The sequence below is a fragment of the Microbacterium yannicii genome, from assembly GCF_024055635.1.
GTDB lineage: Bacteria > Actinomycetota > Actinomycetes > Actinomycetales > Microbacteriaceae > Microbacterium > Microbacterium yannicii.
The window spans coordinates 135,131-159,458 of sequence record NZ_JAMXMB010000021.1 but is presented as its reverse complement, the minus strand read 5'-3'; the positions used below and the strand labels follow the sequence as shown (position 1 = coordinate 159,458).

The following is a 24,328-nucleotide window of genomic DNA, read 5'->3' as shown; positions in this document are numbered from 1 at the left end:
GCCCCGGCCCGGGGCATCCGCTCTTCTTATCGGTCTCTGCGGCTCAGAGGGCGTCGATCACCGCGTTGAACGTCTGCGACGGGCGCATCACACCCGTGACCAGCTCGGCGTCGGGGCGGTAGTAGCCGCCGACATCGACGGGCGAGCCCTGCACGGCGATCAGCTCGCCGACGATCTGCTCCTCGGCGGCCGCCAGCGCGTCCGCCACGGGGGCGAAGGCCGCCGCGAGCTCGGGGTCGGCCTGCTGCCGCGCGAGCTCCTGGGCCCAATACAGGGTCAGGTAGAAGTGGCTGCCGCGGTTGTCGATGGTGCCCAGCGCTCGCCCGGGCGACTTGTCGTTCTCGAGGAACGTGCCGGTCGCGGCATCCAGCGTGTCGGCCAGCACCTGCGCCTTCACGTTGCCGGTGAAGTCGGCGAGGTGCTCGAGCGACGCGGCGAGCGCGAAGAACTCTCCGAGCGAGTCCCACCGGAGGTAGTCCTCCTCCAGCAGCTGCTGGACGTGCTTGGGTGCGGAACCGCCGGCGCCGGTCTCGAAGAGGCCACCGCCCGCCAGGAGGGGGACGATCGAGAGCATCTTGGCGCTCGTGCCGACCTCGAGGATGGGGAACAGATCGGTGAGGTAGTCGCGCAGCACGTTGCCGGTCACCGAGATGGTGTCCTCGCCCTTGCGCAGCCGATCGAGCGAGTACTGCGTGGCCTCGGCGGGCGCGAGGATCTCGATCGTGAGGCCCTCGGTGTCGTGGTCGGCCAGGTACTCGCGCACCTTCGCGATGAGCGCCGCGTCGTGCGAGCGGTTCTCGTCCAGCCAGAAGACGGCCGGCGAGCCGGTGGCGCGGGCGCGGGAGACGGCGAGCTTCACCCAGTCGCGGATCGCGACGTCCTTCGTCTGCGTCGCACGCCAGATGTCACCCGGCTGCACCGAGTGCTCGAGCAGCACGTCGCCCGCCTGGTTCACGACCTGGACGGTGCCGGCGGCCTGCAGCTCGAACGTCTTGTCGTGGCTGCCGTACTCCTCGGCTGCCTGGGCCATGAGGCCGACGTTCGGAACGGTGCCGATCGTGGCGGGGTCGAGCGGGCCGTGCGCGATGACGTCGTCGACCACCGTCTGGTAGACGCTCGCGTACGACGAGTCGGGGATGACCGCCAGCGTGTCGGCCTCGCCACCGTCGGCGCCCCAGAGCTTGCCGCCGTTGCGGACCAGTGCCGGCATCGACGCGTCGACGATGACGTCGGACGGCACGTGGAGGTTCGTGATGCCCTTGTCGGAGTTGACGTACGACAGGCGGGGCGAGTCGGTGGCCGCGGCGATCGCTGCCGCGATCTCGTCGCCGCCCTCGAGCTCGCCGAGTCCGGCGAGGATCGCACCGAGTCCGTCGTTGGGGGTGAGGCCCGCCTCGGCGATCCTGTCGCCGTAGCGGTCGAAGACGTCGGCGTAGTACGCCTTCACCACGTGGCCGAAGATGATCGGGTCGCTGACCTTCATCATGGTGGCCTTCAGATGCACCGAGTAGAGCACGTCGTCGGCCTTGGCCGTCTCGAGCGTCTCAGCGAGGAAGGCGTCGAGCGCAGCGGCCGAGAGGAACGTGCTGTCGATGATCTCGCCGGGCAGCACCTTGATGCCGCTCTTCAGCGAGGTGACGGTGCCATCCGCCGCGACGTGCTGGATCGCGAGCACATCGTCGGCCGGGATCACCGTGGTCTTCTCGTTCGACTTGAAGTCGTCGTGGCCGAGCGTCGCGACACGGGTCTTCGAGCCTTCGGCGAACGGCTTGTTGCGGTGCGGGTGCTTGCGCGCGTAGTTCTTCACCGAGAGCGGCGCGCGGCGGTCGCTGTTGCCCTCGCGCAGCACGGGGTTGACGGCGGAGCCCTTGATGCGGTCGTACCGCGCGCGGACGTCCTTGTCTTCGACGGTCTGGGCGTCGTCCGGATAGTCCGGGATGTCGTAGCCCTGCGCCTGCAGCTCGGCGATCGCGGCCTTCAACTGGGGGATCGATGCCGAGATGTTCGGCAGCTTGATGATGTTGGCCTCCGGCAGCGTGGCGAGGCCGCCGAGCTCGGCCAGCGCGTCGCCGACCTGCTGCTCGGGCGTCAGCTTCTGCGGGAATGCCGCGAGGATGCGGCCGGCGAGCGAGATGTCGCGCGTCTCGACGTGCACCCCCGCCTGGCGGGTGACGGCCTGCACGATCGGCAGGAACGATGCGGTCGCGAGGGCCGGTGCCTCGTCGGTATAGGTGTAGATGATGGTCGAATCGGTCACCAGTCACGTCCTTCTCACGGGTCGGCCATCAGCCTATCGCAAGCCCTCGAGATATCTCGACGTCGAGAGATCTCCGCCCGCCGTGGTGCCGTGTTTCCGCGATTCCGGCGCGGCGTCGCATGCGCGGTTCGTGCGGACGCCCGCGTATGAACACCGTGTTAATCCGCGACGCGCACGATGCCGGATGTCGTCATCCGGGCTAGCCTGGGCCCATGGGTGATCTGCGACTCGTCGAACTGTCCGCCGCGACCATCGTGGCGGTCAACAATATGTCGCTGAAACCCGGCCAGGAGGAGTACCTCTCCCCCGTGAGCTACGGCATCGCCGCCACCGTCGTGAACCCGCAGACGACGTGGCAGCGCGTCGTGCTGGACGGCGAGGAGGTCGTCGGCTTCGTGAGCGGCAACTTCGACCCCGACGACCCGGTGGAGCACTTCCGCTCGGTGCTGTGGCGCATCAATGTCGACGCCGACGACCAGGGCCGCGGTGTCGGGCGCTTCGCCGTGAAGGGGCTCATCGAAGAGGCCCGCAACCGCGGCATGGACCACGTCTGCGTGATCTATGAGGCCGGCGAGGGAGGTCCGCAGCAGTTCTTCGAGCGCGTGGGCTTCACACCGGTCGGCGAGACCGAGTACGGTGAGGTCATCGCCGAGATCCGTCTCTGACGTACAGCCGCCCGATCACCCCATCGATTTCCTCGCAGTGCGCCCATCGGGCGCTCAGAGACCGGCGGCGGGGCCTCGAATACCCCTCCCCCATCGAGGCCTCGTCGCCTTCTCGGACGGCGTCGAAACGCTTGCACGCGAGCCGCTAGGGTAGGCCCGTGCCGAGATTCGACCTCTCCCCCGCCGAGCTCGCGGAGTACGCTCCCGAGGTTCGCGAACCCGCCGATTTCGACGACTTCTGGGACGCCACGATCGCGGCGTCGCGACAGTGGGATGCCGCGCCCGAGGTCACACGCCTCGAGACGCCGTACACGCTGGTCGACATCTTCGACGTGACGTTCCCCGGCTTCGCCGGCGACCCGGTCAAGGCATGGCTCACCCTGCCCGCCGGCGCCACCGGGCCTCTCCCGGCCGTCGTCGAGTACCAGGGATACGGCGGCGGCCGCGGCCTTGCCGGCGAGCGCATCGGCTGGGCGGCCGCCGGCTACGCCCACCTCTTCATGGACACTCGCGGCCAGGGCTCGATGTGGGGCTCGGGCGGCGACACGCTCGATCCGCACGGCACCGGCCCGTCGTCCTCGGGCTTCATGACGCGCGGCATCGAGGATCCGGCGACGTACTACTACCGTCGCGTCTTCACGGACGCGGTGCGTGCCGTCGACGCCGTACGCACGCTCCCCCAGGTCGACGCCGACCGCGTGGTGGTCTGCGGCGCGAGCCAGGGCGGCGGCATCGCCATCGCCGCCGCGGGCCTCTCCGACGGCCTGGTGGCCGTCATGCCCGACGTGCCGTTCCTCTGCCACTTCGAGCGCGCCGTCGGCCTCACCGGCGACGACCCGTACCAGGAGGTCGTCCGGTATCTCGCCGTGCACCGCGGCGCCGACGAGCGCGTCTTCGAGACGCTTTCGTACTTCGACGGCGTGAACATGGCGAAGCGCGCGGATGCCGCATCCCTGTACTCGGTCGCCCTCATGGACACCATCTGCCCGCCGTCCACCGTGTACGCGGCCTTCAATCGGCACGACCCGGCGACGCGACAGATCGAGGTCTACACCCACAACGGCCACGAAGGCGGTCAGGCCTTCCAGTTCCCGAAGCAGGCCGCCTTCCTCGGCGGCCTCGTCTGAGGATCCGCTCCGTCCGGTCACTCAGCGATCAGCGGGACAGCCCATGACCGGTCGCTGAGCGAGCCTGCGAGACGAAACGCGAGTCAGAGGGCCTCGAGGTGCAGGACGAAGGCCTGCAGCGGCCACAGCGTGGGCAGCTGCAGACCGACCTCGGCGAGGAGCGCGCCGGGCAGCTCGATCTCGCCCGCGGTGAACCACTCCGGCGCGATCCAGCCGTACTCGGCGGGGCCGATCTCGCGACGCACACGCACGCGATAGCGCCGATCGGCGTCGAGGCCCGGGAGGCGCAGCCGCTCGGCGCGCGCGTCTTCGAGACTCGCCACAATGGCGACCACCACGACCGCCGCCGCCGAATCCACGAACGCCGTCGCGCGCCAGGCCGGATCCCGCAGCTCGGGGTGGAGCACCCGCCCACGGTGGACGATCGGCCGCAGCTCTTTGTAGAGCGCGGCGAAGCCGGTGATCGCCGCTGTCTCGTCGGCGTCGCACGACAGGATGTCCCATTCGAAGCCCGCCGAGCCCATGAGGCTCGTCGCCATGCGATACGACAGCGCCGTCGTGCGACCCGAGGAGTGCGAGGTCGTCGGGCCGACGTGAGCGCCGACGAGCTCGGGCGGCAGCAGCAGGCCCGTCCAGCGCTGGATGTCCTGCCGCTCGACCGGGTCGTTGGAGTCACTCGCCCAGACCCGGTCGGTGACCCCGAGGATGCCGAGGTCGGTCCGCGCCCCGCCACTGGAGCACGACTCGATCTCGAGCGATGGATGGGCCGCCTTCAGCGCAGCCAGAAGCGCATACACCGCGGTCATCTGCGCATGCCCACCCGGGCGCCCGGCGTGCACGCTCTCGACGAGGTCGCGGTTGTGGTCCCACTTGATGAAGTCGATGCCGAGCTCGCTCACGAGCGCGTCGATCTGGCCGAAGACGTGGGCCGCGGCATCCGGATTCGCCAGATCCATGACGTACTGCCCTCGCCACGACAGCGCGCCGTCATGATCCAGATGGCCGGGATCGTGCAGCAGCCAGTCGGGGTGCGCGCGGGCGACGTCGGAGTCGAGGCTGACCATCTCGGGCTCGAACCACAGCCCGAACTGCATGCCGAGCTCGTGCACGCGGTCGGCCAGCGGTGCGAGGCCGTCGGGCCACACGGACCGGTCGACCGTCCAGTCGCCGAGGCTCGTCGAATCGTCCCGCCGTCCCTGGAACCATCCGTCGTCGAGCACGAAACGCTCGATCCCCACCTCGGCGGCACGCTCGGCGAGCGCGGCGAGCCGCGCCGGATCGTGGTCGAAGTACACCGCCTCCCAGGTGTTGAGGACGAGCGGGCGCGGTGAGGACGGATGCTGCGGCCTGCCCCGCAGCCAGGTGTGCACGCGCTGCGCGAAGCCGTCGAGCCCGGCGGTCGTGTGCACGAACGCCGCCCGCGGCGTGCGGTACTCGTCACCCGGAGCGAGCCTGATCTCGCCCGGGCGCAGGAGCTCTCCGGCGCCGATCAGGGTCACCGCGTCCGTGACACGGTCGACACGCGTCGTGAGGTCGCTCGACCAGGCGAGGTGGACGCCCCACAGCGCGCCGTCCTGCCAGCGGGGAGCGCCGATCGCGGCGATCGCCGCGACGGGGCTGTCATGTCCGGGGCGTCCACGTCGGGACTGCCGCACGGTGGCCCCGGCCGGCATCGGAGTCACGACGGGGCGCTTCTCGCGCGTCCACCGGCCGTCGAAGGTCAGGAGCGTGTCTGTCGTCGACGGCACGGGAAGCGTCGCCTCGAGCCAGTCCACGTCGACTGCTGCGGCATCCGGCCCTCCGTCGTGGGCGAGAGCGTGCTGCACCCACACCACCCCGCCCGCCTCGATGCCGATCGTGATCGACAGACGGAGAGCGGATGCCGCATCCCGCGCCGTCACCGTCAGCGCGGCGCCGTCGGCGTCGATACCGTCGACGCGCCAACGGGCGTGGTGCACCACCCCCTCGCGGCGCAGCTGCATGCCCGGCCGGCCGGTCCACCCGTCACCCTCCTGGGGCGAGAGCGAGAGCTGCCACGCGGCGTCCAGGGTGCCCGGAGCGGTCTGGCGGCTCAGCGCCCTGCCGAGCGCCTCGGCATCGGCATCCGTGATCGGTCCCACGGGTGCGCCCCAGTGCAGCACGCGCGGAAGAGCCGGACCGCGAGCGTCGACGATGAGGCCGACGCCCTCGTGCTCGAGACGGATGAAGCCGGAGGTCATGCAGGGGTCCTTTCCGCAGGCGGGCGCTCGCCGGTGCCGCGGGGCACCAGCCAGGTCGGCATCTCGAGCTGACGGGTGAAGCCGGCCGGGTCCTGCATGCGCTCGATGGCGAGCGTCGCGGCGGCGCGACCGAGCGCCAGCGGGTCGTAGCTGATGACGGTCACGCCGAGCACGTCGGCGGTGTCGAAGTCGTCGAAGCCGATCAGGGCGGTGTCGGCATCGTGGCGATCACGCAGGACGCGGAGTGCGGCGACCGTCACGCGGTTGTTGCCGGTGATGATGGCCGTCGGCGCATCGTCCTGATCGAGCAGGTCGGCGATGAAGCCGTCGGCCGGAATCGAGAGGTCGTCGGCCAGGCGCTCCCACCTCGACGAGTCCGCGACGCCGTATGCGGCGAGCGCGTCGCGATAGCCCCGCAGGCGCTCCGCCTGCGTGTAGACGGATGCCGGATTGCAGATGTAGCCGATGCGCCGATGCCCTTGTTCGAGCAGGCGCGTGGTGGCCTCGAAGACGCCGCGGTGGTTCTCCAGCACGATCGAGTCGGCGACGAGATTCCGCGCCGGACGGTCGATCGCGATGATCGGGGTCCCCAGGTGCCGCTCGCCTTCGAGGTACGACTGGTCGTCGGCCACCGGGATCAGCAGGAGCGCGCCCAGGCGCTGGCTGAGGAGAGCGTCGGCGACGCGCTCCTCGCCCTCGGCGGTGTCATCGGTGGTCGCCACGACGAGCGAGTAGCCGTTGGCGGCCAGCTGCCGCTCGATGCCCGCGGCAAGCTTGTAGTAGAACGGGTTGCTCAGCTCGCCCATGATGAACCCGATCGTGTTCGTCGGCCCTCCGCGGCGCAGGTTCCGCGCGAGCGGGTTCGGACGGAAGCGCAGGCGTTTGGCCGCCACGAGCACGCGGTCGACCGTGTCGGGTGCGACGAGATCCCGGTGCGTGAACACGCGCGACACGGTCTTCGAGCTCACTCCCGCGAGCCGGGCGACGTCTTCCAGCGTCGCTCGCTGCTGAACCGTCATCGCCAGCCTCCTTGCCGGAGTTCACGCTAGCAGTCGGCGCTGGCAATGTCCACGTAGGACATTCCATGGACATTGTCTGTCGGCATCCTCTTGAAGTCCAAATAAAAGCGCTGATAAAAGGCACCTTCCATCGAGCTGCACCCGATCGGACACGACAAGACAGCGCTGACATCGAACAGTTGCGGAACCGTTTCGAGTGTGTCTAATCTGACGGCGCGACGAACCACGCAACGGTGCGACGACGCGCACCGGCAGTTCAAGGGCGAACCTGACAAGGAGACATCACATGGCGAAGAAAGCACTCGCGGGCATCGCGCTGCTGGCCACCGCGGCGGTCGCGATCAGCGGCTGCGCGGCCGGCGGCGGCGCGGGCGACGCGGACAACACCATCGACGGCGACGTGAAGGGCGACATCAAGGTCGTCACCTGGCGCACCGACCTCGTCGAAGACGGCACGTTCGACAAGTACGCCGAGGAGTTCAACAAGGAGTACCCCGACGTGAAGGTCACGTTCGAGGGCATCACCGACTACGCCGGCGAGATGCTGACGCGCATGAGCACGACCAACTACGGCGACGTCATCGGCATCCCGGCAATCCAGCCCGACCAGTACGAGCAGTTCCTCGAGCCGCTGGGCGACACCGCCGACTTCGAGGACACCTACCGCTTCCTGCCTGCCGCGAGCTACGAGGGCACCCAGTACGGCATCGCGTTCGGCGGCAACGCGAACGGCATCGTCTACAACAAGAAGGTCTTCGAAGAGGCCGGGGTCACCGAGCTGCCGACCACCGAGGATGCCTGGCTCGACGCACTGCAGAAGGTCGCCGACAACACCGACGCGATCCCGATGTACACGAACTACAAGGACGGCTGGCCGCTGACGCAGAGCTTCGGCAGCCTCGGCGCGGTCACCCACGACGCCGATGCCCCGATCACCCTGGCCGAGGACCCGGCACCGTGGACCGAGGGCACCGACATCTACGCGATCGACGGGCTGCTCTACGACACCGTCGCAGCCGGTCTCACGGAGGACGACCCGCTCACGACCAACTGGGAGCAGTCGAAGGTCGACCTCGGCACGGGCAAGATCGCCACCATGCCGCTGGGATCGTGGGCCATCTCGCAGATGCAGGCTGCCGCCGAGGACAACGGCGGCTCGGCCGACGACATCGGCTTCATGACCTTCCCCGCGAGCGTCGACGGCACGCAGTACTCCGTCATCGGCGGCGACTACAACCTCGCCGTGAGCAAGCACTCCAAGGCCAAGGCCGCGGCGTGGGCGTGGATCCAGTGGGTCGTCGCCGACTCCGGCTACACCGAGGCGCAGGGGATGGTGTCTCCGCTGAAGGATGCCGCGCTCCCCGACTCGCTGACCGACTTCGAGGCCGCAGGCGTCGAGCTCATGGAGATCAACCCGGCCCCGGCCGGCAAGGAGGGCCTGCTGAACGAGGTCTCCAGCGACTCGCAGATCGATCTGTACGGCCCGATCTACCGCCAGAAGCTGATCGACATCGCGCGCGGCGCCGCCGACGGCGACAAGGACAGCTACTTCGCCGAGCTCAACGAGCGCTGGGGCGCATCCGTCGAGAAGCTCGCAGGCTGAGCGAGAGGACGGCAGAGACATGGCCATCGCAACTCCGGGTGCGGCACCGGCGGATGCCCCTGCCGTCCTCTCCGTCCCCGCGCGCTCGCGGCGGTTCGGCGGGTCGTCCCGCCGGACCGACCGCCGGCGGGGCGGCTCGGCGGGGCGCAGCATCCTGCAGCACCTCACTCCCTGGTTCTTCCTGGCGGCAGCCGTGGGGCTGCTGCTGCTGTTCACCTACTGGCCGGCGCTGAACCTCTTCTACTTCAGCGTCACCGACTGGGACGGCATCGACCTCCAGAAGAACTTCGTCGGACTCGACAACTACGTACAGGTCTTCACCGACCCGCGCATCTTCTCGGTGTTCGGCGTGAGCCTCTACTACTTCTTCGCGTCGTTCGCGCAGATGGCGATCGCCTTGTACTTCGCCACGCTCCTCAGCTTCTCGACGCGCTTCTCGAACCTCTTCCGCGGCATCCTGTTCTTCCCGTATCTCATCAACGGCGTCGCGATCGGGTTCGTGTTCCTCTACCTGTTCCAGCCCGGCGGCACGCTCGACACGGTGCTGAGCTGGTTCGGAGTCGCCGACCCGCCGCAGTGGCTCGGCAACCCGGACGTGGTGAACTGGTCGTTGGCCGGCACGTCGGTGTGGCGGTACACGGGCATGAACTTCGTGCTCTTCCTCGGCGCCATCCAGTCGATCCCGCATGAGCTGTACGAAGCGGCGGACCTCGACGGCGCGAGTCGCTGGCAGCAGTTCTGGGCGATCATCTTCCCCGGCATCCGGCGCGTGATCGGGCTGTCGTTCATCCTCGCGATCGCCGGCAGCCTCAGCGTGTTCGAGATCCCGTTCATCATGACCGGCGGCGCGAACGGATCCGCCACCTTCGTGATCCAGACGCTGCAGACCGCGTTCACCTTCCGGCAGGTGGGCCTCGCCTCGGCGATGGCTGTAGTGCTGCTGGCCATCGTGCTGGTGATCACGTGGATCCAGCGCAAGGTGTTCCCCGACGAGAAGGTCGACCTGACATGACCACCACCGAACCGCTGCGCACGATGCCGTTGCGCACCAGCCCCCCTCGCACGATCCGCGGCCGCTCTCCCATCGAGCGCCTCCGCGGCGTGAGCGCCACCACGGCGAAGTACCTCAGCCTGATCATCGCGTCGCTGCTGACGCTGCTGCCGCTGTCGGTGCTCGTCTTCGCCAGCCTCAAGACCGCACCGGAGTACGCGCAGACCGGTCCGTTCGACCCGCCGGAGAATTGGTTCAACTTCGACAACTTCGTCACGGCGTTCACGAGCGGCAAGATGCTCGAGGGCTTCGTGAACACGACGATCGTGCTCGTGGTCTCACTCGCCGGCACGATCTTCATCGGCACCATGGCCGCGTACGCCCTCGACCGGTTCGCGTTCCGCGGCAAGAAGCTGGTGTTCGGGCTGTTCCTCGTCGCGACGCTCATCCCCAGCGTGACGAGCCAGGTGGCGACATTCCAGCTCATCAACAACCTCGGGCTCTACGACACCAAGGCCGCGCTGATCCTGCTGTTCATGGGAACGGACATCATCGCGATCTACCTGTTCATCCAGTTCATGCAGTCGATCCCCGTCTCGCTCGACGAGGCGGCGATGATCGACGGCGCGAACCGCTGGACCATCTACTGGCGCATCATCCTGCCGCTGCTGCGGCCCGCCATCGCGACGGTCGTCATCATCAAGGGCATCGCGGTGTACAACGAGTTCTACGCACCATTCCTCTATCTGCCGTCAGAAGGTCTGATCTCCACGTCGCTGTTCCGCTTCAAGGGACCGTTCGGCGCCCAGTGGGAGGTCATCTCGGCCGGCACCGTCCTCGTCATCATCCCGACCCTCGTCGCCTTCCTGCTGCTGCAGCGATGGATCTACAAGGGCCTCACCGCAGGAGCCGTCAAGTGACCACCGCCCTCTCGTTCCGTCCTCTCGACTCTGGTTGGACCCTCCGTGCGGAGGCCGGGCCGGCACCGGCCGGATTCGACGCCACGGTCCCAGCCGTCGTGCCCGGCTGCGTGCACACCGACCTTCTCGCGGCCGACCTCATCCCCGACCCGTTCCTCGACGACAACGAGTCGGCGCTGGCGTGGATCGGCCTCGTCGACTGGACGTACGCCACCACGTTCACCTGGAGCCGGGATGCCGCGGAACGCACGGATCTCGTCTTCCAGGGTCTCGACACCGTGACGACCATCTCGCTCAACGGGCACGAGATGGGGGCGACCGCCAATCAGCACCGCTCCTACCGGTTCGACGTGCGGGACGCGCTGGTCGAGGGCGACAACGATCTCGTCGTGCGCTTCCGCTCCCCCGTCAAGTACGCCAACGAGCAGAGCGCCGCCCTCGGCGTGCGGCAGCGCCCGTATCCGCTGCCGTACGACGCCATCCGCAAGTCGGCGTGCAGCTTCGGCTGGGACTGGGGCATCGCGACGTACACCAGCGGCATCGTCAAGCCCGTCGGCCTCGAGTCATGGTCGGTCGCGCGGCTGGCACAGGCGCGCGTGGTCGCGACGCCGGCGGGCGACGGCGGCGTCATCGAGGTCGAGGTGGAGATCGAGCGAGGGGCCGTGGAGACCGTCCCCCTCTCGGTGAGCGTCACGGTCAACGGACCCGGGCTGGGCGACGGGTCGCTTCCGGGGACCGTCGTCGAGGTCGAGGGCGATCGTGCGCGCGTGCGACTGGAGCTGCCGGACGTGCGTCGCTGGTGGCCGGCGGGCTACGGCGAGCAGCCGCTCTACGTCGTCGACGTGCGCCTGCACGGCGACGATCGCCCGCACCCGCTGGACGCGACGCACCGGGTGGTCGGGTTCCGCGATGTGCGATGGGACATGACGCCCGACGAGTCGGGCACGCCGTTCACCCTCGTGGTCAACGATCAGCCGATCTTCGTGAAGGGCGTCAACTGGATCCCCGACGATGCCCTGACGGTGCGCGTCACGCGAGACCGCCTGCGGCGCCGCTTCGACCAGGCGCTCGACGCCAACCTCAACCTCATCCGGGTGTGGGGCGGCGGGCTCTACGAATCGGATGACTTCTACGAGCTCGCCGATGAGCTCGGCCTCCTGGTCTGGCAGGACTTCCTGTTCGCGTGCGCCGCGTACGCGGAGGAGGAGCCGTTGCGCTCCGAGGTCGAGGCGGAGGCACGCGAGAACATCGTGCGGCTCGGCCACCACGCCTCGCTCGTGCTGCTGACCGGCAACAACGAGAACCTCTGGGGGTACGAGGACTGGGGCTGGAAGCAGCGCCTGGACGGCAAGTCCTGGGGCGCGCACTACTACTACGAGCTCTTCCCCGCGCTGATCGCGGAACTGGGCCCCCACGTGCCGTACGCCCCGGGCAGCCCGTTCAGCCCGGGTGCCGGCTGGGACGGGGAGCGTCAGACCGGAGCGCACCCCAACGACGAGCAGCACGGCTCGATGCACCTGTGGGAGCAGTGGAACCGGCTCGACTGGACGACGTACCGCGACCACAAGCCGCGATTCGTGGCCGAGTTCGGCTGGCAGGGCCCGCCGACCTGGAGCACGCTCGTCCGCTCCATCACCGACGACCCGCTCACGCCCGAGTCGCCCGGCATGATCGTCCATCAGAAGGCGATGGAGGGCAACACCAAGCTCACGGGCGGCCTGATCCCCCATTTCCGGATGCCGGAGGCCATGGAGGACTGGCACTGGGCGATGCAGCTCAACCAGGCTCTGGCCGTCCGCACCGCGCTCGAGCATTTCCGCTCGTGGGCGCCGCACACGCAGGGCGCGGTCGTGTGGCAGCTCAACGACTGCTGGCCGGTCACCTCGTGGGCGGCCATCGACGGCGACGAGCGGCCGAAGCCGCTGTACTACGCCCTCAAGAACGCGTTCGCCCCGCGGGCCGTGACCGTGCAGCCCCGTGACGGCGGGCTCGCTGCCGTGCTCGTCAACGACACCGCCGAGGCCTGGGAGGGCGAGCTGGTGGCGCGCCGCGTCGGTTTCGGCGGCGACGAGCTCGGCCGGTTCACCGTGCCGGTCTCCCTCGCACCCCGAGAGACCATCTCCGTGTCCCTTCCCGGCGACGTCGTCACGGCGTCCGACACGGCGAGCGAGTTGGTCGTCGCCGGCGTCGATGACGTGCGCGGTTTCTGGTTCTTCGCCGAGCCGCGAGATTCGGCACTCGGCGCCGCGCGGGTCGATGTGCGCGCCGAGCCCGCGGCCGACGGCACGCTGGTCACGGTGACCGCGTCCAGCCTGGTGCGCGATCTGACCCTGCTCGTCGACAAGATCGATCCCGCTGCCGTCGCGTCCGACGCGCTCGTGACGCTGCTGCCGGGTGAGAGCACGACGCTGCTCGTGCGACACGACGGCGACGGGCTCGCAGCATCCGCACTCTCGGATCCGCGGGTGCTGCGCACGGCCAACGAACTGGTCGCGTCGTGAGCGTCGACGCGGCCCAGGCGCTGGAGCCGTATGTGGCCGGCATGACCTGGGGCTGGACGGGGGTGCGCGGCACGTGGGCGACGGCCGCGGCATCCGAGTCCCTCCGGGCGATGTCCGAGCACGGGGTGAACTGGACGGCGATCGCCTATGCGGCCCTGCAGGACACCGCGCAGTCCACCGAGGTGCGCTTCCGCGAGGCGCCGACGGTCACCGATGAAGAGATCGTGTGGGCCATCCGCGAGGCCAAGGCGCTGGGTCTCGAGGTGTGCCTCAAGCCCGTCGTCAATGTCGCGGACGGGACCTGGCGCGCGTACATCGGCTTCTTCGATGAGGACGTGCCGGGAGAACCCACCTGGGGCGACTGGTTCGCCTCGTACCGCGACTTCATCCTGCACGCGGCGCGCATCGCCGAGACCGAGGGCTGCGAAATGCTCTGCATCGGCTGCGAGATGGTGCGCGCCGACGCCCGCGAGGCCGAGTGGCGCGACCTCATCGCCGCCGTGCGAGCCGTGTACTCGGGCGTCGTCACGTACAACTGCGACAAGTACCAGGAAAACCGCCTCGCGTGGTGGGACGCGGTGGACGTCGTCACCTCGAGCGGCTACTACCCCATCGACCGGTGGGATGCCGAGCTCGACCGCATCGAGAAGGCCGTCGCCGCGACGGGCAAGCCGTTCTTCTTCATGGAGGCCGGATGCCCCTCGCGCGCGGGCTCGCCCGACCGCCCCAACGACTGGTCCCTGCCCGGCGCCCCGTCGGGCGACGCGCAGCTGCGCTACTACGAGGCGATGTTCGCCGCGTGCGACGCGCGCCCCTGGGTGCGCGGCTTCATGCTGTGGGATTGGCCGCCCGCCCTCTACGCCGCTGAGGATGCGGCGCAGAACGACGACTACTGCCCGTACGGCAAGCCGGCCGGCAACTTCCTGCGGGAGGCGTACCGTCTGCGCGCGGGCCAGGCACGGATGCCGCAGCAGTCATGACCGAGCGCACGGCGACAGGGGTATCCGCGGAGGCCCCGACAGGTGGAGCATCATCGTGGGATGACGCGGCGGCCGGCAACGGCCGGCGCGACGGGGACGGCGCCGGCGAGGCCCGGCCGGCGAACGGGACCGTCCGCACCGGCGCGAGCGACTCGGCGGGAAGAGGGAGCGACAGCCGCATGAGCACAGTTCTGGCCATCGATGCCGGGCAGACCGGCATCAAGGTCCGCGTGGGCGAGCACGATCTGCTGTTCCCCGGCATCCGGACCCATGAGCCGCTGCTGCCGCAGCTCGCCGCCGTCGCCCACGCCGCGATCGCGCGCACCGGCGTCGAGGTGTCGGTCGTCAGCGCGGGCGTGTCGGGGCTGACGACCAAGGAGGCGGATGCCGCCGAGTTCCTCGCCCGCATCGCCGATCCCATGGTGCGCGAGGTGATCCTCGCGCACGATTCGACCACCTCGTTCCTGGGTGCCCTCGGCGACACCCGCGGCGCGGTCGTGGCCGCCGGCACCGGCGTGGTCACGCTCGCCGTCGGCGCCGAGCGCGTCGCGCGCGTCGACGGGTGGGGCTACCTCATGGGCGACGCCGGCTCCGGGTACTGGATCGGGCGCGAGGCTCTCGACGCGGTGATGCGCGAATTCGACGGACGGGGACCGGCGACCCGGCTGCGCACCGTCGCCGAGGAGCGGTGGCCCGACCTCGGGCAGGCGTACATCCACCTGCAGTCCGCCGACGACCGGGTGAGCGTCGTCGCCTCACTCGCCGAACACGTCGCGCGCCTGGCCTCCGACGGCGACGCCGTCTCGCAGCACATCACCGTGCGCGCAGGCGGCGAGCTCGCCCACAGCGTCGAGACGTCGCTGCGCCGCGTCCGCTCGGATGATCCGGACGAGCTGTTCGCAGCGTGCGCCATCGGGGGCGTCTTCCGCTCGCCGCAGCTGCTCGAGGCGTTCTCCTCGCACATCGCCGCGAGCGAGCTGAACGTCACCCTCGTGGAGCCGCGCGGGCATGGGATCGACGGCGCCGCCGCTCTCGCAGACCTCGCGCCGCAGCATCCGCTCGCCCACGGGGTCTCGATCGCCCGCGCCTGACACGCTCCGTCCGCTCGGGGATCTGCCCGGCGCTCGGGCGCGCGAGAATCCCGGAGGACAGCGGATGCCCCGGCCCTGTGTGGACAGGTGGGCCGGGGCATCCGGGTCTCGCGAGGCGGGGCGATCAGACCGGCGGCTCCCTCCAGGCCCGGGGTCGCTGGCCCGGAGGCCGGCGACCCTGTGCTCGGACGAGGACTCGGTGATCAGACCAGCGACTCACTCCAGGCCCGGGGTCGCTGGCCCGGAGGCCGGCGACCCTGTGCGCGGACGAGGACTCGGTGATCAGACCAGCGACTCCCTCCAGGCACTATGGAGCTGGGCGAACTTGCCGGCGCCGGCGATCAGCGCCTCGGGTGCGTCGTCCTCGATGATGCGGCCATGCTCCATGACCAGCACGCGGTCGGCGATCGCGACCGTCGACAGACGGTGCGCGATGATGATCGCGGTGCGGTCGGCGAGCAGGGTCTGCAGGGCATCCTGGATCTGACGCTCCGACGGCATGTCGAGCGACGCCGTCGCCTCATCGAGGATGAGCACCGCCGGGTTCGCGAGGAAGGCGCGTGCGAACGAGACCAGCTGGCGCTGGCCCGCCGAGACACGCCCACCGCGCTTGTTCACGTCGGTGTCGTAGCCGTCGGGCAGCGCCTCGATGAAGGCATCCGCCCCCACCGCCCTCGCAGCGGCCTTGATCTCGTCGAGCGTCGCGTCTGGTTTGCCGAGCGCGATGTTGTCGGCGACCGTGCCGCTGAAGAGGTAGGCCTCCTGCGTGACCATGACGATCGCGCGGCGGAGATCCTTCGGGTGCAGCGAGCGGAGGTCGACGTCGTCGAGCGTCACCGCGCCTCGGGTCGGGTCGTAGAACCGCGACACGAGCTTGGCGAGCGTCGACTTGCCGGCGCCCGTCGTGCCGACGAGCGCGATGGTCTGCCCGGCGGGGATGTCGAGCGAGAAGTCCGGCAGGATCGTGCGCCCGTTGCCGTACCCGAACTCCACGTTGCGGAACTCGAGGTGGCCCTTCGCCGTCCAGAGGTCGACCGGCTGCTTCGGGTCGGGAACCGTGGGCTCCTCCTCCAGCACGCCCGACACCTTCTCGAGCGCCGCCGTCGCCGACTGGTACGAGTTCAGGAAGAACGCGACCTCCTGCAGCGGCGAGAAGAAGTTGCGCACGTACAGCACGGCGGACAGCAGGAAGCCGATCTCCATCGCCCCGTCGACGACACGGATGCCGCCCCACGCGATCACGACCGCCAGCGTCACCGACGCGACGGCCATGAGGCCCGGCTCGAACGTGCCGAAGAGGCGGATCGAGCGCATGTTCACATCGCGGTAGTCCATCGCGACGGCGCCGAACTCCTCGTCGTTGCGGTCCTCCTTGCGGAAGGCCTTCACGGCGCGGATACCGGTCATCGTCTCGACGAACTTGACGATCACCTTCGCGCTGATGACGCGCGACTCGCGGTACACGAGCTGCGAGCGCGAGTAGAACCAGCGCATCAGCAGGTAGAGCGGAATGCCCATGACGGTCAGGATCACTCCCGACTGCCAGTCCACCATGTACAGCGCGGCCAGTGTGAAGGCGCCGTACAGGATGCCCGAGACGAGCTCGTTGAGACCGCCGTCGAGGAGTTCCCGAATCGTGTCGAGGTCGCTCGTCTGACGGGAGATGATGCGGCCCGACGTGTAGGACTCGTGGAATTCCAGGCTCAGCCGCTGGGTGTGCAGGAAGATGCGCTTGCGCAGGTCGAGCATGACCGCCTGTGTGAGGCGCGCGGCCACCACGACGTACCAGCCGATGAGGGCGGCACCGCCGATCGCGGTCACCAGGTAGACCAGCACGACGAGGATCGTCGGCATCCAGTCCATCCGCTCCACCGCAGCCGGCAGGGCGTTGTTGATGCCGATGCCGATCAGCCACGGGCCCGCGACGCGGAGCGCCGTCGAGACCACCAGCACGACGCCGGCCAGGATCAGCTGGGCGCGCACCGGGGTGATGAGCGAGCCCAGCAGGCGCAGCGAGCGCCTGCGGATCTCCTTGCTCTCGGCCTGCGTGTAGTCGGAGCGGTCTTCGCCGCTCGTTCCGGTCACTGTGGTGCTCACAGGGTCACCTCCCCCATCGGTTCCTGCGCTTGTCGCGCGGCCTGCATACGTGCTTCCTCGACCTCGAGACTCGAGATCACGTGTCGGTAGTGGCTGCTGGATCGCAGCAGCTCGGAGTGCGTGCCGACCGCCGTCACGCGCCCGGCCTCCAGGAGCGCCACGCGGTCAGCGAGCATGACGGTCGAGGGGCGGTGCGCCACGACGAGCGCGGTCGTCTCGGACAGCACCTGGCGCAGCGCATCCTCGACGAGGGCCTCGGTGTCGACGTCGAGCGCCGACAGCGGGTCGTCGAGCACGAGCACCGCCGGACGAGCGGCGACAGCGCGCGCGAGCGCGAGCCGCTGACGCTGGCCGCCCGAGAGCGACAGCCCCTCTTCGCCGATGATCGTGTCGACGCCGTCGGGCAGGTCGTCGACGAATCCCGCCTGCGCGACGCCCAGCGCCTCGCGCAGCACGCGCTCGGCTTCGTCGCTGCCGGGGACGAGGTCCTCACGCCCGAGCAGCACGTTGTCGCGCACGCTCTGCGAGAAGAGGGTCGCGTCCTCGAAGGCCATGCCGATGTGCCGGCGGAGCTCCTTCAGCGTCAGGTCGCGCACGTCCACGCCGTCGAGCGTCACGCGCCCGCCGGTCACGTCGTAGAGGCGCGTCGGAAGCGTCGTGAGCGTCGTCTTGCCCGACCCGGTCAGGCCGACGAGCGCCATGGTCTCCCCCGGGCGCAGCACGAGGTCGACGCCGTCGAGCAGATCCCGCTCGTGGGACGCGGCATCCTGGTAGCGGAAGTGCGCGCCCTCGAAGACGAGCTCGCCCTGCGGGCGCTCGATCGAGACCGGGTTCTCGGGATCGACGATCGTGTTGTCCTCGTCGAACACCTCGAAGAGGCGGTCGGTCGCGGTGCGCGCGTCGAGCAGGAACGAGAACAGGAAGCCGATGGACTCCATCGGCCAGCGCAGCACCGTGGCCATCGCGAAGAACGCGATGAGCTCGGCTCCCTGCAGCTGTCCCATGGCAGTGAGGTAGATGCCCGCACCCAGACACAGCGCGAACGCGATGTCGGGGAGCAGCACCAGCCAGAACCAGATCCAGCCGACCGCGCGGGCCTTGCGCAGCTCGGTCTCGCGCAGCGTCTCGGCCTGCCGCGTGAAGCGCTGCAGCGCATGCTTGCCGCGGCCGAACGCCTTGAGGACGCGGATGCCGTGGACGCTCTCCTCGACGGACGTCGCGAGATCGCCCGCCTGGTCCTGGGACTGGCGCGCCAGCGTTCCGTAGGTCTTCTCGAACCGGTAGCCCGCGTACCACAGCGGTGCCGAGGTGACGAGGAAGATCGTTCCGAGCAGCCAGTGCCAGCGGAAGAGCAGCGCGGTGCCGACGGCGATCGTGAGGACGTTCACGACGAGCAGCACGAGACCGAAGGCGAGCCAGCGGCGCAGCATGCTGATGTCCTGCATCATGCGGCTGAGCAGCTGCCCCGACTGCCAGCGGTCATGGAAGGCCACGGGAAGGCGCTGCAGGCGCGCGTAGAAGGTCTGGCGCAGGTCGTACTCGACGAGGGTCGCCGGCGCGAGCACGAACCAGCGGCGCAGCCAGACCATGCCGGCTTCGGCGAGGCCGAGGAGCAGGATCGCTCCGGCGCCCCACCAGATGGCGCTGACGTCGCCCGAGGCGATGGGGCCCTGGACGATCTGCTCGAGGACGAGCGGGATGGCGAGCGCGAGCAGGCTGGCGAAGAGCGCGCTGACGGCGCCCATGGTCAGTCGCGGCAGCACGGGTTTGGCGAAGGGAAGGAGGCGCGCGAGCGCGCGGGGAGTGGAGAGTCTCTCAGCGGAAGACGTAGTCATGATCCTTGGCGAGTGGTGTGGCGGGGGTGTTTCGATGCCGCGGGAACGGCGGGGACGGCGCACCGCACAGACAGCGTGCGGGGTCGCCGGAGAGGCGTCCTGTGTGCGAGAACGCGGGAGCTGGTGATCCTCTTCCGCGCGAGGTGACGCGCGGGCGCCGCGGATGCGGCGGATCAGCGGAGGTCGGCCCGGGGTCTATCCCTCGAGGGCGACGCGCGTGGTCCCGAGAACAGGCAGGAAGACAATCGGCTTCGTGGTGACGACGGCCTGAGACATGGCTTCCTCCTTGAACGTGGGACGGTGACTGGCATCCGCCGAAACGACACGCCAGCCCTCCAGCGTATACCTGGGGGAACGCTGAGCACAACAAGCGCTTTCCGCCTCCCCGGAAGTTCTTTCCGAGCGCCCCACACGCGCAGGCATCCCGGACCGTCAGGGGACGGCCCGGGATGCCGGGATTGCCGGGGATGCCGGGGGTCAGGCGACGAGTGCGGGCACTCCGGCCTCACGGTCGAGCAGCCGCTGCTTCACCGGCAGACCCCACGCGAAGCCGCCGAGGGTGCCGTCGCTGCGAAGCACCCGATGGCAGGGAACGAACAGGGCCGGCGCGTTGCGGGCGCAGATGGATGCCGCGGCGCGGACCGCGCTCGCAGACCCCAGCTCGCTCGCGAACTCGCTGTACGTCAACGGCCGGCCGGGAGCGATCCGGCGCAGCGCCGCCCAGCCGGCGAGCTGCATCTCGGTGCCGTCCTGCGACACCGCGACCTCGTCGATGGCGGCGAGGTCGCCGTCGTAGTAGGCGGCGACGGCGGCCGCGGCATCCGTCCGTCCGGCCTCGATGGCGGACGGGAGATCGCGGGCCGACAGACGCGCGAGGATCGACGCGCGATCGGCCGTCCAGCCGGACGCGAGTACGCGCCCGCGGTCGTCGGCGAGGATCGTGAACGCGCCGTCGGGGGTGTCGACGGTCTGGATGGTGGCGGTGGTCATGACATGCCTCCGGTGGTGGTGTCGGACGGACCGGCGTTCGCATCGAATGAGCCGGTGTTACGGGATGTGCCGGTGCTCCTGCGGGAGGAAGCGGGTGCCTTCGGCGGGACGGCCCGCCACAGGTGGGCGGTGAGATAGCTGCGCCACGGAGCGGTGCCCGCCGCCCACTCGTCGAGCGGGCGCGGATCTGCCGGAAGCCCCAACGTGGCAGCGCCGGAGCGCACGGCGACGTCGCCGGGGAGGAACACATCGGGATCGCCGAGCACGCGCATGCGCACGTAGTCGGCCGTCCACGGGCCGATGCCCGGCATCGCCAGCAGCGCGGCGCGCTGCTCGGCGGCGTCGTCCCCGGTCGTGAGCGTGAGCGTGCCGTCCGCGAGCGCCGCGGCAGCCCCCGTGATGGCGCGGATGCGTGCCGCCGGACCGCGCAGCACGTCGGCGCCGCGCTCGGCGATCGCGGCCATCGTCGGGAACAGCCGGGCCGGAGCGGCTGCCTCGCCGGTCGCCTGCCCGAGGTCGGTCGAGCGGGCACCGGTGTCGTCGCCGGATTCGGCGGTCGCCGCCACGGTTGCTGTGTCGTCCGTGAGCATGCCGGCGAAGGCGGGCACCTCGTCGCCGAGGGCGGTGGTCAGGGCCGTGAGGGCCGTACGCGCGGCCACCACGGTGATCTGCTGGCCGACCATCGCGCGGATCAGCATCTCGTGGGGATCGGCCGCGCCGGGAACGCGGATGCCGGGCAGCGCGGCGACGCGAGGGGCGAGCTCAGGATGCCGCGCCAGCGCGTCGTCGACCGCGTCCGGGTCGGCATCGAGGTCGAAGAGGCGCCGGGCCCGGGTGACCAGAGTGGACAGGTCGGCGAGGTTGGTCAGCGCAGCACGCAGCCGCACCCGCCCGAGGTCGTCCAGTCGCAGCTCGAACCACGCGGGACCCTGCGGCAGGCGCAGCGTGCGGGCGAAGGTCGAGTCCGTGGCGAGTTCGGCGCCGGGGAGGGCGCGGGCGCCCATCCAGGCGAACAGGCCGGCGGCGTCCAGGGCACCCCGGTGCGGCAGCGCCAGGTCGATCGTCACGCCGGGTGCGGCCGGCCCCGACGCGGCGGCGTGCCGCTCCCCTGGCCCGGCGGCGGGCCGCTCGCCCGGCCGCGCGAGCCGGCGTCGCGCGCGCAGGTCGAGCGGCGGCATCCCGAACACCTCGCGGATGGTGTCGTTGAACTGGCGCACGCTGGCGAACCCGGACGAGAACGCGACATCGGCGGCGGGCAGGTCGGTGCCGATGAGCAGCATGCGTGCCGTCTGCGCGCGGTGCGCACGGCTCAGCGCGAGCGGGCCGGCACCGAGCTCCGTGGTGAGCAGCCGCGTGAGGTGCCGCGGCGAGTAGCCCAGTCGGCGGGCCAGCCCGGGGACGCCCTCGCGCTCGACGACCCCGTCGGCGATGAGCCGCATCGCTCGGCCCGCGGTGTCGCCGCGGAGGTTCCACTGCGGCGATCCGGGTGCCGCTTCGGGCAGGCACCGCTTGCACGCCCGGTAGCCCGCCTCATGCGCGGCGGCGCTCGTCGGGTAGAACGTCACGTTCGACGGCTTGGGCGTGCGCGCCGGGCAGCTGGGCCGGCAGTAGATGCCGGTGGAGCGCACCGCCGTGACGAACTGCCCGTCGAAGCGGGTGTCGCGCGAGTCGATCGCGCGATACCTCTCGTCGAATGTCATGGCGAGGCTCATGCCCCTAGCCTGACACGCTCCCCCGACACCCGCTCGCGGAAATCGGACACGGCGGTGAACCGCATCCGATCCCGTCGTCAGTGGAAGAAGTGGCGCTCCCCCGTGAAGAACATCGTGACGTTCGCGTCCCGGGCTGCGGCGATCACCTCGTCGTCGCGCACGGACCCGCCCGGCTGCATGATGGCCGAGATGCCGGCGTCGAGCAGGATCTGCGGGCCGTCGGCGAACGGGAAGAACGCATCGGATGCCGCGACCGATCCTGCGGCGCGGTCCCCCGCCCGTTCGACCGCGAGCCGGCAGGAGTCGACGCGGTTGACCTGGCCCATGCCGATCCCGACCGTCGCGGAGTTCTTCGCGAGCACGATCGCGTTCGACTTCACGGCGCGGCACGCCTTCCACGCGAAGATGAGGTTCGTCATGTCCTCGTCGGCGGGGCGCTCCCCCGAGACGAGCTGCCAGTCCTTCGCCACCGACTCGATGTCATCGGGGAAGCGGTCGGCGTCCTGCAGCAGCAGGCCGCCCGACACCAGGCGCACGTCCATGCGCTCCTGCTGCCAGTCCTCCGGCAGCTGCAGCAGGCGCAGGTTCTTCTTCGCCTTGAAGACCTCGAGCGCGGCCGGCTCGAACGAGGGGGCGACGATGACCTCGGTGAAGATGTCCTTGAGGTTCTCGGCCATCTTGAGGGTGACGGTGCCGTTGGCCGCGATCACTCCGCCGTACGCCGACACCGGGTCGCACTCGTGCGCGCGAAGATGTGCGCTGGCGATCGGATCGAGCGCGTTGGGAGCCGTGACGGCGATGCCGCAGGGGTTCGCGTGCTTGATGATCGCGACGGCGGGCTTCACCATGTCGAACGCGGCGCGCAGCGCGGCATCGGCGTCGACGTAGTTGTTGTAGGACATCTCCTTGCCCTGCAGCTGGGTCGCCTGGGCGATGCCGTGACCACCGTTGCGGGTGTAGATCGCGGCGCGCTGGTGCGCGTTCTCGCCGTACCGGAGCGTCGCGAGGCGCTCGGCCTTGATGGTGAGGTGCTCGGGGAGGTCGGGCTGGGTGAGCGTGCCCTCCGAGAACCACGTCGCGACGGCGCGGTCGTACTCGGCCGTGTGGGCGAAGGCGCGGGCGGCGAGCTCCCGTCGCTGCACGAGGCTCGTTCCGCCGGCACGGACCGCTTCGATCACGGCGGGGTACGACGAGGGCGAGACGACGATCGCGACGTTGGCGTAGTTCTTCGCCGAGGCCCGCACCATGGCGGGGCCGCCGATGTCGATCTGCTCCACGACGTCGTCGCCCTGCGCGCCGGAGCGCACGGTCTCGACGAACGGGTAGAGGTTGACCACGACGAGCTCGAACGGCGCGATGTCGAGCGCATCCAGCTGCCGCTCGTGGTCTTCGAGGCGCAGGTCGGCCAGCAGACCGGCATGCACGCTCGGGTGCAGGGTCTTGACGCGGCCGTCGAGCGACTCGGGGAATCCGGTGACGCTGGACACGTCGGTCACGGTGTGACCGGCCTCTCGCAGCAGCGTCGCGGATCCGCCCGTCGACACGATCTCGACGCCCGCTGCGGCGAGCGCCTCGCCGAGGGTCAGCAGGTCGGTCTTGTCGCTCACCGAGACGAGGGCCCGGCGCACCGGGACCACGTCGCGCGTGCGATACAGGGCGGGGTCGTGGCTGGGTCCGGCCATGGCGGATCTCCTCGGGGTGGGGACGGGGGTCAGAGCGGGGCGTTCGCGGACACCGCCGCGAGATCGAGGTCGCCGGTCGCGACGCGGCGCACCACATCGATGAGCAGGCGGCGTTCGACGGGCTTGATGCGGTCGTGCAGCGCGTGCTCGTCGTCACCGGGGAGCACGGGCACGCGTTCCTGGGCGAGGATCGGCCCGGAGTCGACCCCGTTGTCGACGATGATCACGCTGGCGCCGGTCTGGGCGACCCCTGCCGCGAGTGCGTCGCGGACGCCGTGCGCCCCGGGGAACTCGGGCAGGTACGCCGGATGCGTATTGATGATGCGCGGCGACCACGCGTCGACGAGGTCGGCCGGCAGCAGCTTCATGAGGCCGCTGAGCACCACGAGGTCGGGCCGCCACACGTCGAGCTGGGCGTGGAGCTCGGCGCCCCACTCCTCACGGCTCGCGAACTGCGAGAACGGGACCATGAACGTGGGGATGCCGTACTCCTCGGCGTGCGAGAACCCGTCGGCCTCGCGGTCGGCGCCGACGACGACGATGCGGGCGGGGAACTCGGGATCGGCCGCCGCGTCGAGCAGAGCGCGCAGATTCGACCCTGTGCCCGAGATGAGGACGGCGACCGTGAGCACCCGCCCA

17 protein-coding genes are annotated in these 24,328 nt (G+C 70.1%); 8 read left to right on the top strand and 9 right to left on the bottom strand.

Annotated elements, in window-relative coordinates; all coding sequences use genetic code 11:
• Positions 1-43: 43 nt before the first annotated feature.
• Complete coding sequence (locus NCG93_RS09355) at positions 44-2,257, bottom strand: NADP-dependent isocitrate dehydrogenase (protein WP_194414261.1); 2,214 nt, start codon at positions 2,255-2,257, stop codon at positions 44-46.
• A 212-nt stretch (positions 2,258-2,469) separates the two neighbouring features.
• Here NCG93_RS09355 and NCG93_RS09350 point away from each other — a divergent pair, with 212 nt between their 5' ends.
• Together NCG93_RS09350 and NCG93_RS09345 are read left to right on the top strand one after the other, a co-directional pair.
• Positions 2,470-2,922, top strand: a complete 453-nt coding sequence (locus tag NCG93_RS09350) for a GNAT family N-acetyltransferase (RefSeq protein WP_194414262.1) — start codon at positions 2,470-2,472, stop codon at positions 2,920-2,922.
• Positions 2,923-3,080: 158 nt separating this feature from the next.
• On the top strand, positions 3,081-4,049 hold the full coding sequence (locus NCG93_RS09345) for an acetylxylan esterase (RefSeq protein ID WP_194414263.1): 969 nt from the start codon (positions 3,081-3,083) through the stop codon (positions 4,047-4,049).
• 83 nt (positions 4,050-4,132) lie between these two features.
• Here NCG93_RS09345 and NCG93_RS09340 read toward each other — a convergent pair whose 3' ends face one another.
• Together NCG93_RS09340 and NCG93_RS09335 are read right to left on the bottom strand one after the other, a co-directional pair.
• On the bottom strand, positions 4,133-6,268 hold the full coding sequence (locus NCG93_RS09340) for an alpha-galactosidase (protein WP_194414264.1): 2,136 nt from the start codon (positions 6,266-6,268) through the stop codon (positions 4,133-4,135).
• Positions 6,265-7,287, bottom strand: coding sequence for a LacI family DNA-binding transcriptional regulator (locus NCG93_RS09335; protein ID WP_194414265.1), 1,023 nt, complete (start codon positions 7,285-7,287; stop codon positions 6,265-6,267). Before NCG93_RS09335 ends, NCG93_RS09340 begins: the two co-directional genes overlap by 4 nt.
• Positions 7,288-7,573: 286 nt before the next feature.
• Between NCG93_RS09335 and NCG93_RS09330 the strand changes: the two genes are divergently transcribed.
• The 6 genes from NCG93_RS09330 to NCG93_RS09305 all read left to right on the top strand — a co-directional run bounded on the left by NCG93_RS09330 (position 7,574) and on the right by NCG93_RS09305 (position 15,373).
• Entirely contained in the window at positions 7,574-8,890 is a 1,317-nt protein-coding gene (locus NCG93_RS09330; protein ID WP_194414266.1) for an ABC transporter substrate-binding protein, read from the top strand.
• Between the two features lie 19 nt (positions 8,891-8,909).
• Positions 8,910-9,902, top strand: a complete 993-nt coding sequence (locus NCG93_RS09325; protein WP_194414267.1) for a carbohydrate ABC transporter permease — start codon at positions 8,910-8,912, stop codon at positions 9,900-9,902.
• Complete coding sequence (locus NCG93_RS09320) at positions 9,899-10,801, top strand: carbohydrate ABC transporter permease (protein ID WP_372495968.1); 903 nt, start codon at positions 9,899-9,901, stop codon at positions 10,799-10,801. The genes NCG93_RS09325 and NCG93_RS09320 overlap by 4 nt, the downstream gene beginning before the upstream one ends.
• Entirely contained in the window at positions 10,798-13,302 is a 2,505-nt protein-coding gene (locus NCG93_RS09315; RefSeq protein WP_252787498.1) for a glycoside hydrolase family 2 protein, read from the top strand. The genes NCG93_RS09320 and NCG93_RS09315 overlap by 4 nt, the downstream gene beginning before the upstream one ends.
• Positions 13,299-14,282, top strand: coding sequence for a glycoside hydrolase family 113 (locus NCG93_RS09310; protein ID WP_425563545.1), 984 nt, complete (start codon positions 13,299-13,301; stop codon positions 14,280-14,282). The genes NCG93_RS09315 and NCG93_RS09310 overlap by 4 nt, the downstream gene beginning before the upstream one ends.
• A 179-nt stretch (positions 14,283-14,461) precedes the next feature.
• Entirely contained in the window at positions 14,462-15,373 is a 912-nt protein-coding gene (locus NCG93_RS09305) for an N-acetylglucosamine kinase (RefSeq protein ID WP_194414269.1), read from the top strand.
• 282 nt (positions 15,374-15,655) lie between these two features.
• Here the strand turns inward: NCG93_RS09305 and NCG93_RS09300 are convergent, their stop codons facing one another.
• The 6 genes from NCG93_RS09300 to purN all read right to left on the bottom strand — a co-directional run bounded on the left by NCG93_RS09300 (position 15,656) and on the right by purN (position 24,321).
• Complete coding sequence (locus tag NCG93_RS09300) at positions 15,656-17,470, bottom strand: ABC transporter ATP-binding protein (protein ID WP_194414270.1); 1,815 nt, start codon at positions 17,468-17,470, stop codon at positions 15,656-15,658.
• The gene (locus tag NCG93_RS09295; protein WP_194414271.1) at positions 17,467-19,305 is read right to left on the bottom strand and encodes an ABC transporter ATP-binding protein; all 1,839 of its coding nucleotides are present in this window, start codon (positions 19,303-19,305) and stop codon (positions 17,467-17,469) included. The genes NCG93_RS09300 and NCG93_RS09295 overlap by 4 nt, the downstream gene beginning before the upstream one ends.
• Positions 19,306-19,782: 477 nt before the next feature.
• Positions 19,783-20,295, bottom strand: a complete 513-nt coding sequence (locus NCG93_RS09290) for a methylated-DNA--[protein]-cysteine S-methyltransferase (protein WP_194414272.1) — start codon at positions 20,293-20,295, stop codon at positions 19,783-19,785.
• Entirely contained in the window at positions 20,292-22,007 is a 1,716-nt protein-coding gene (locus NCG93_RS09285) for a DNA-3-methyladenine glycosylase 2 family protein (protein ID WP_194414273.1), read from the bottom strand. The genes NCG93_RS09290 and NCG93_RS09285 overlap by 4 nt, the downstream gene beginning before the upstream one ends.
• Before the next feature lie 77 nt (positions 22,008-22,084).
• Positions 22,085-23,689 (bottom strand): bifunctional phosphoribosylaminoimidazolecarboxamide formyltransferase/IMP cyclohydrolase, encoded by a 1,605-nt coding sequence (purH, locus tag NCG93_RS09280; protein ID WP_194414274.1) that lies wholly within the window; start codon positions 23,687-23,689, stop codon positions 22,085-22,087.
• A gap of 29 nt (positions 23,690-23,718) precedes the next feature.
• The gene (purN, locus tag NCG93_RS09275) at positions 23,719-24,321 is read right to left on the bottom strand and encodes a phosphoribosylglycinamide formyltransferase (RefSeq protein WP_194414275.1); all 603 of its coding nucleotides are present in this window, start codon (positions 24,319-24,321) and stop codon (positions 23,719-23,721) included.
• Positions 24,322-24,328: the final 7 nt, after the last annotated feature.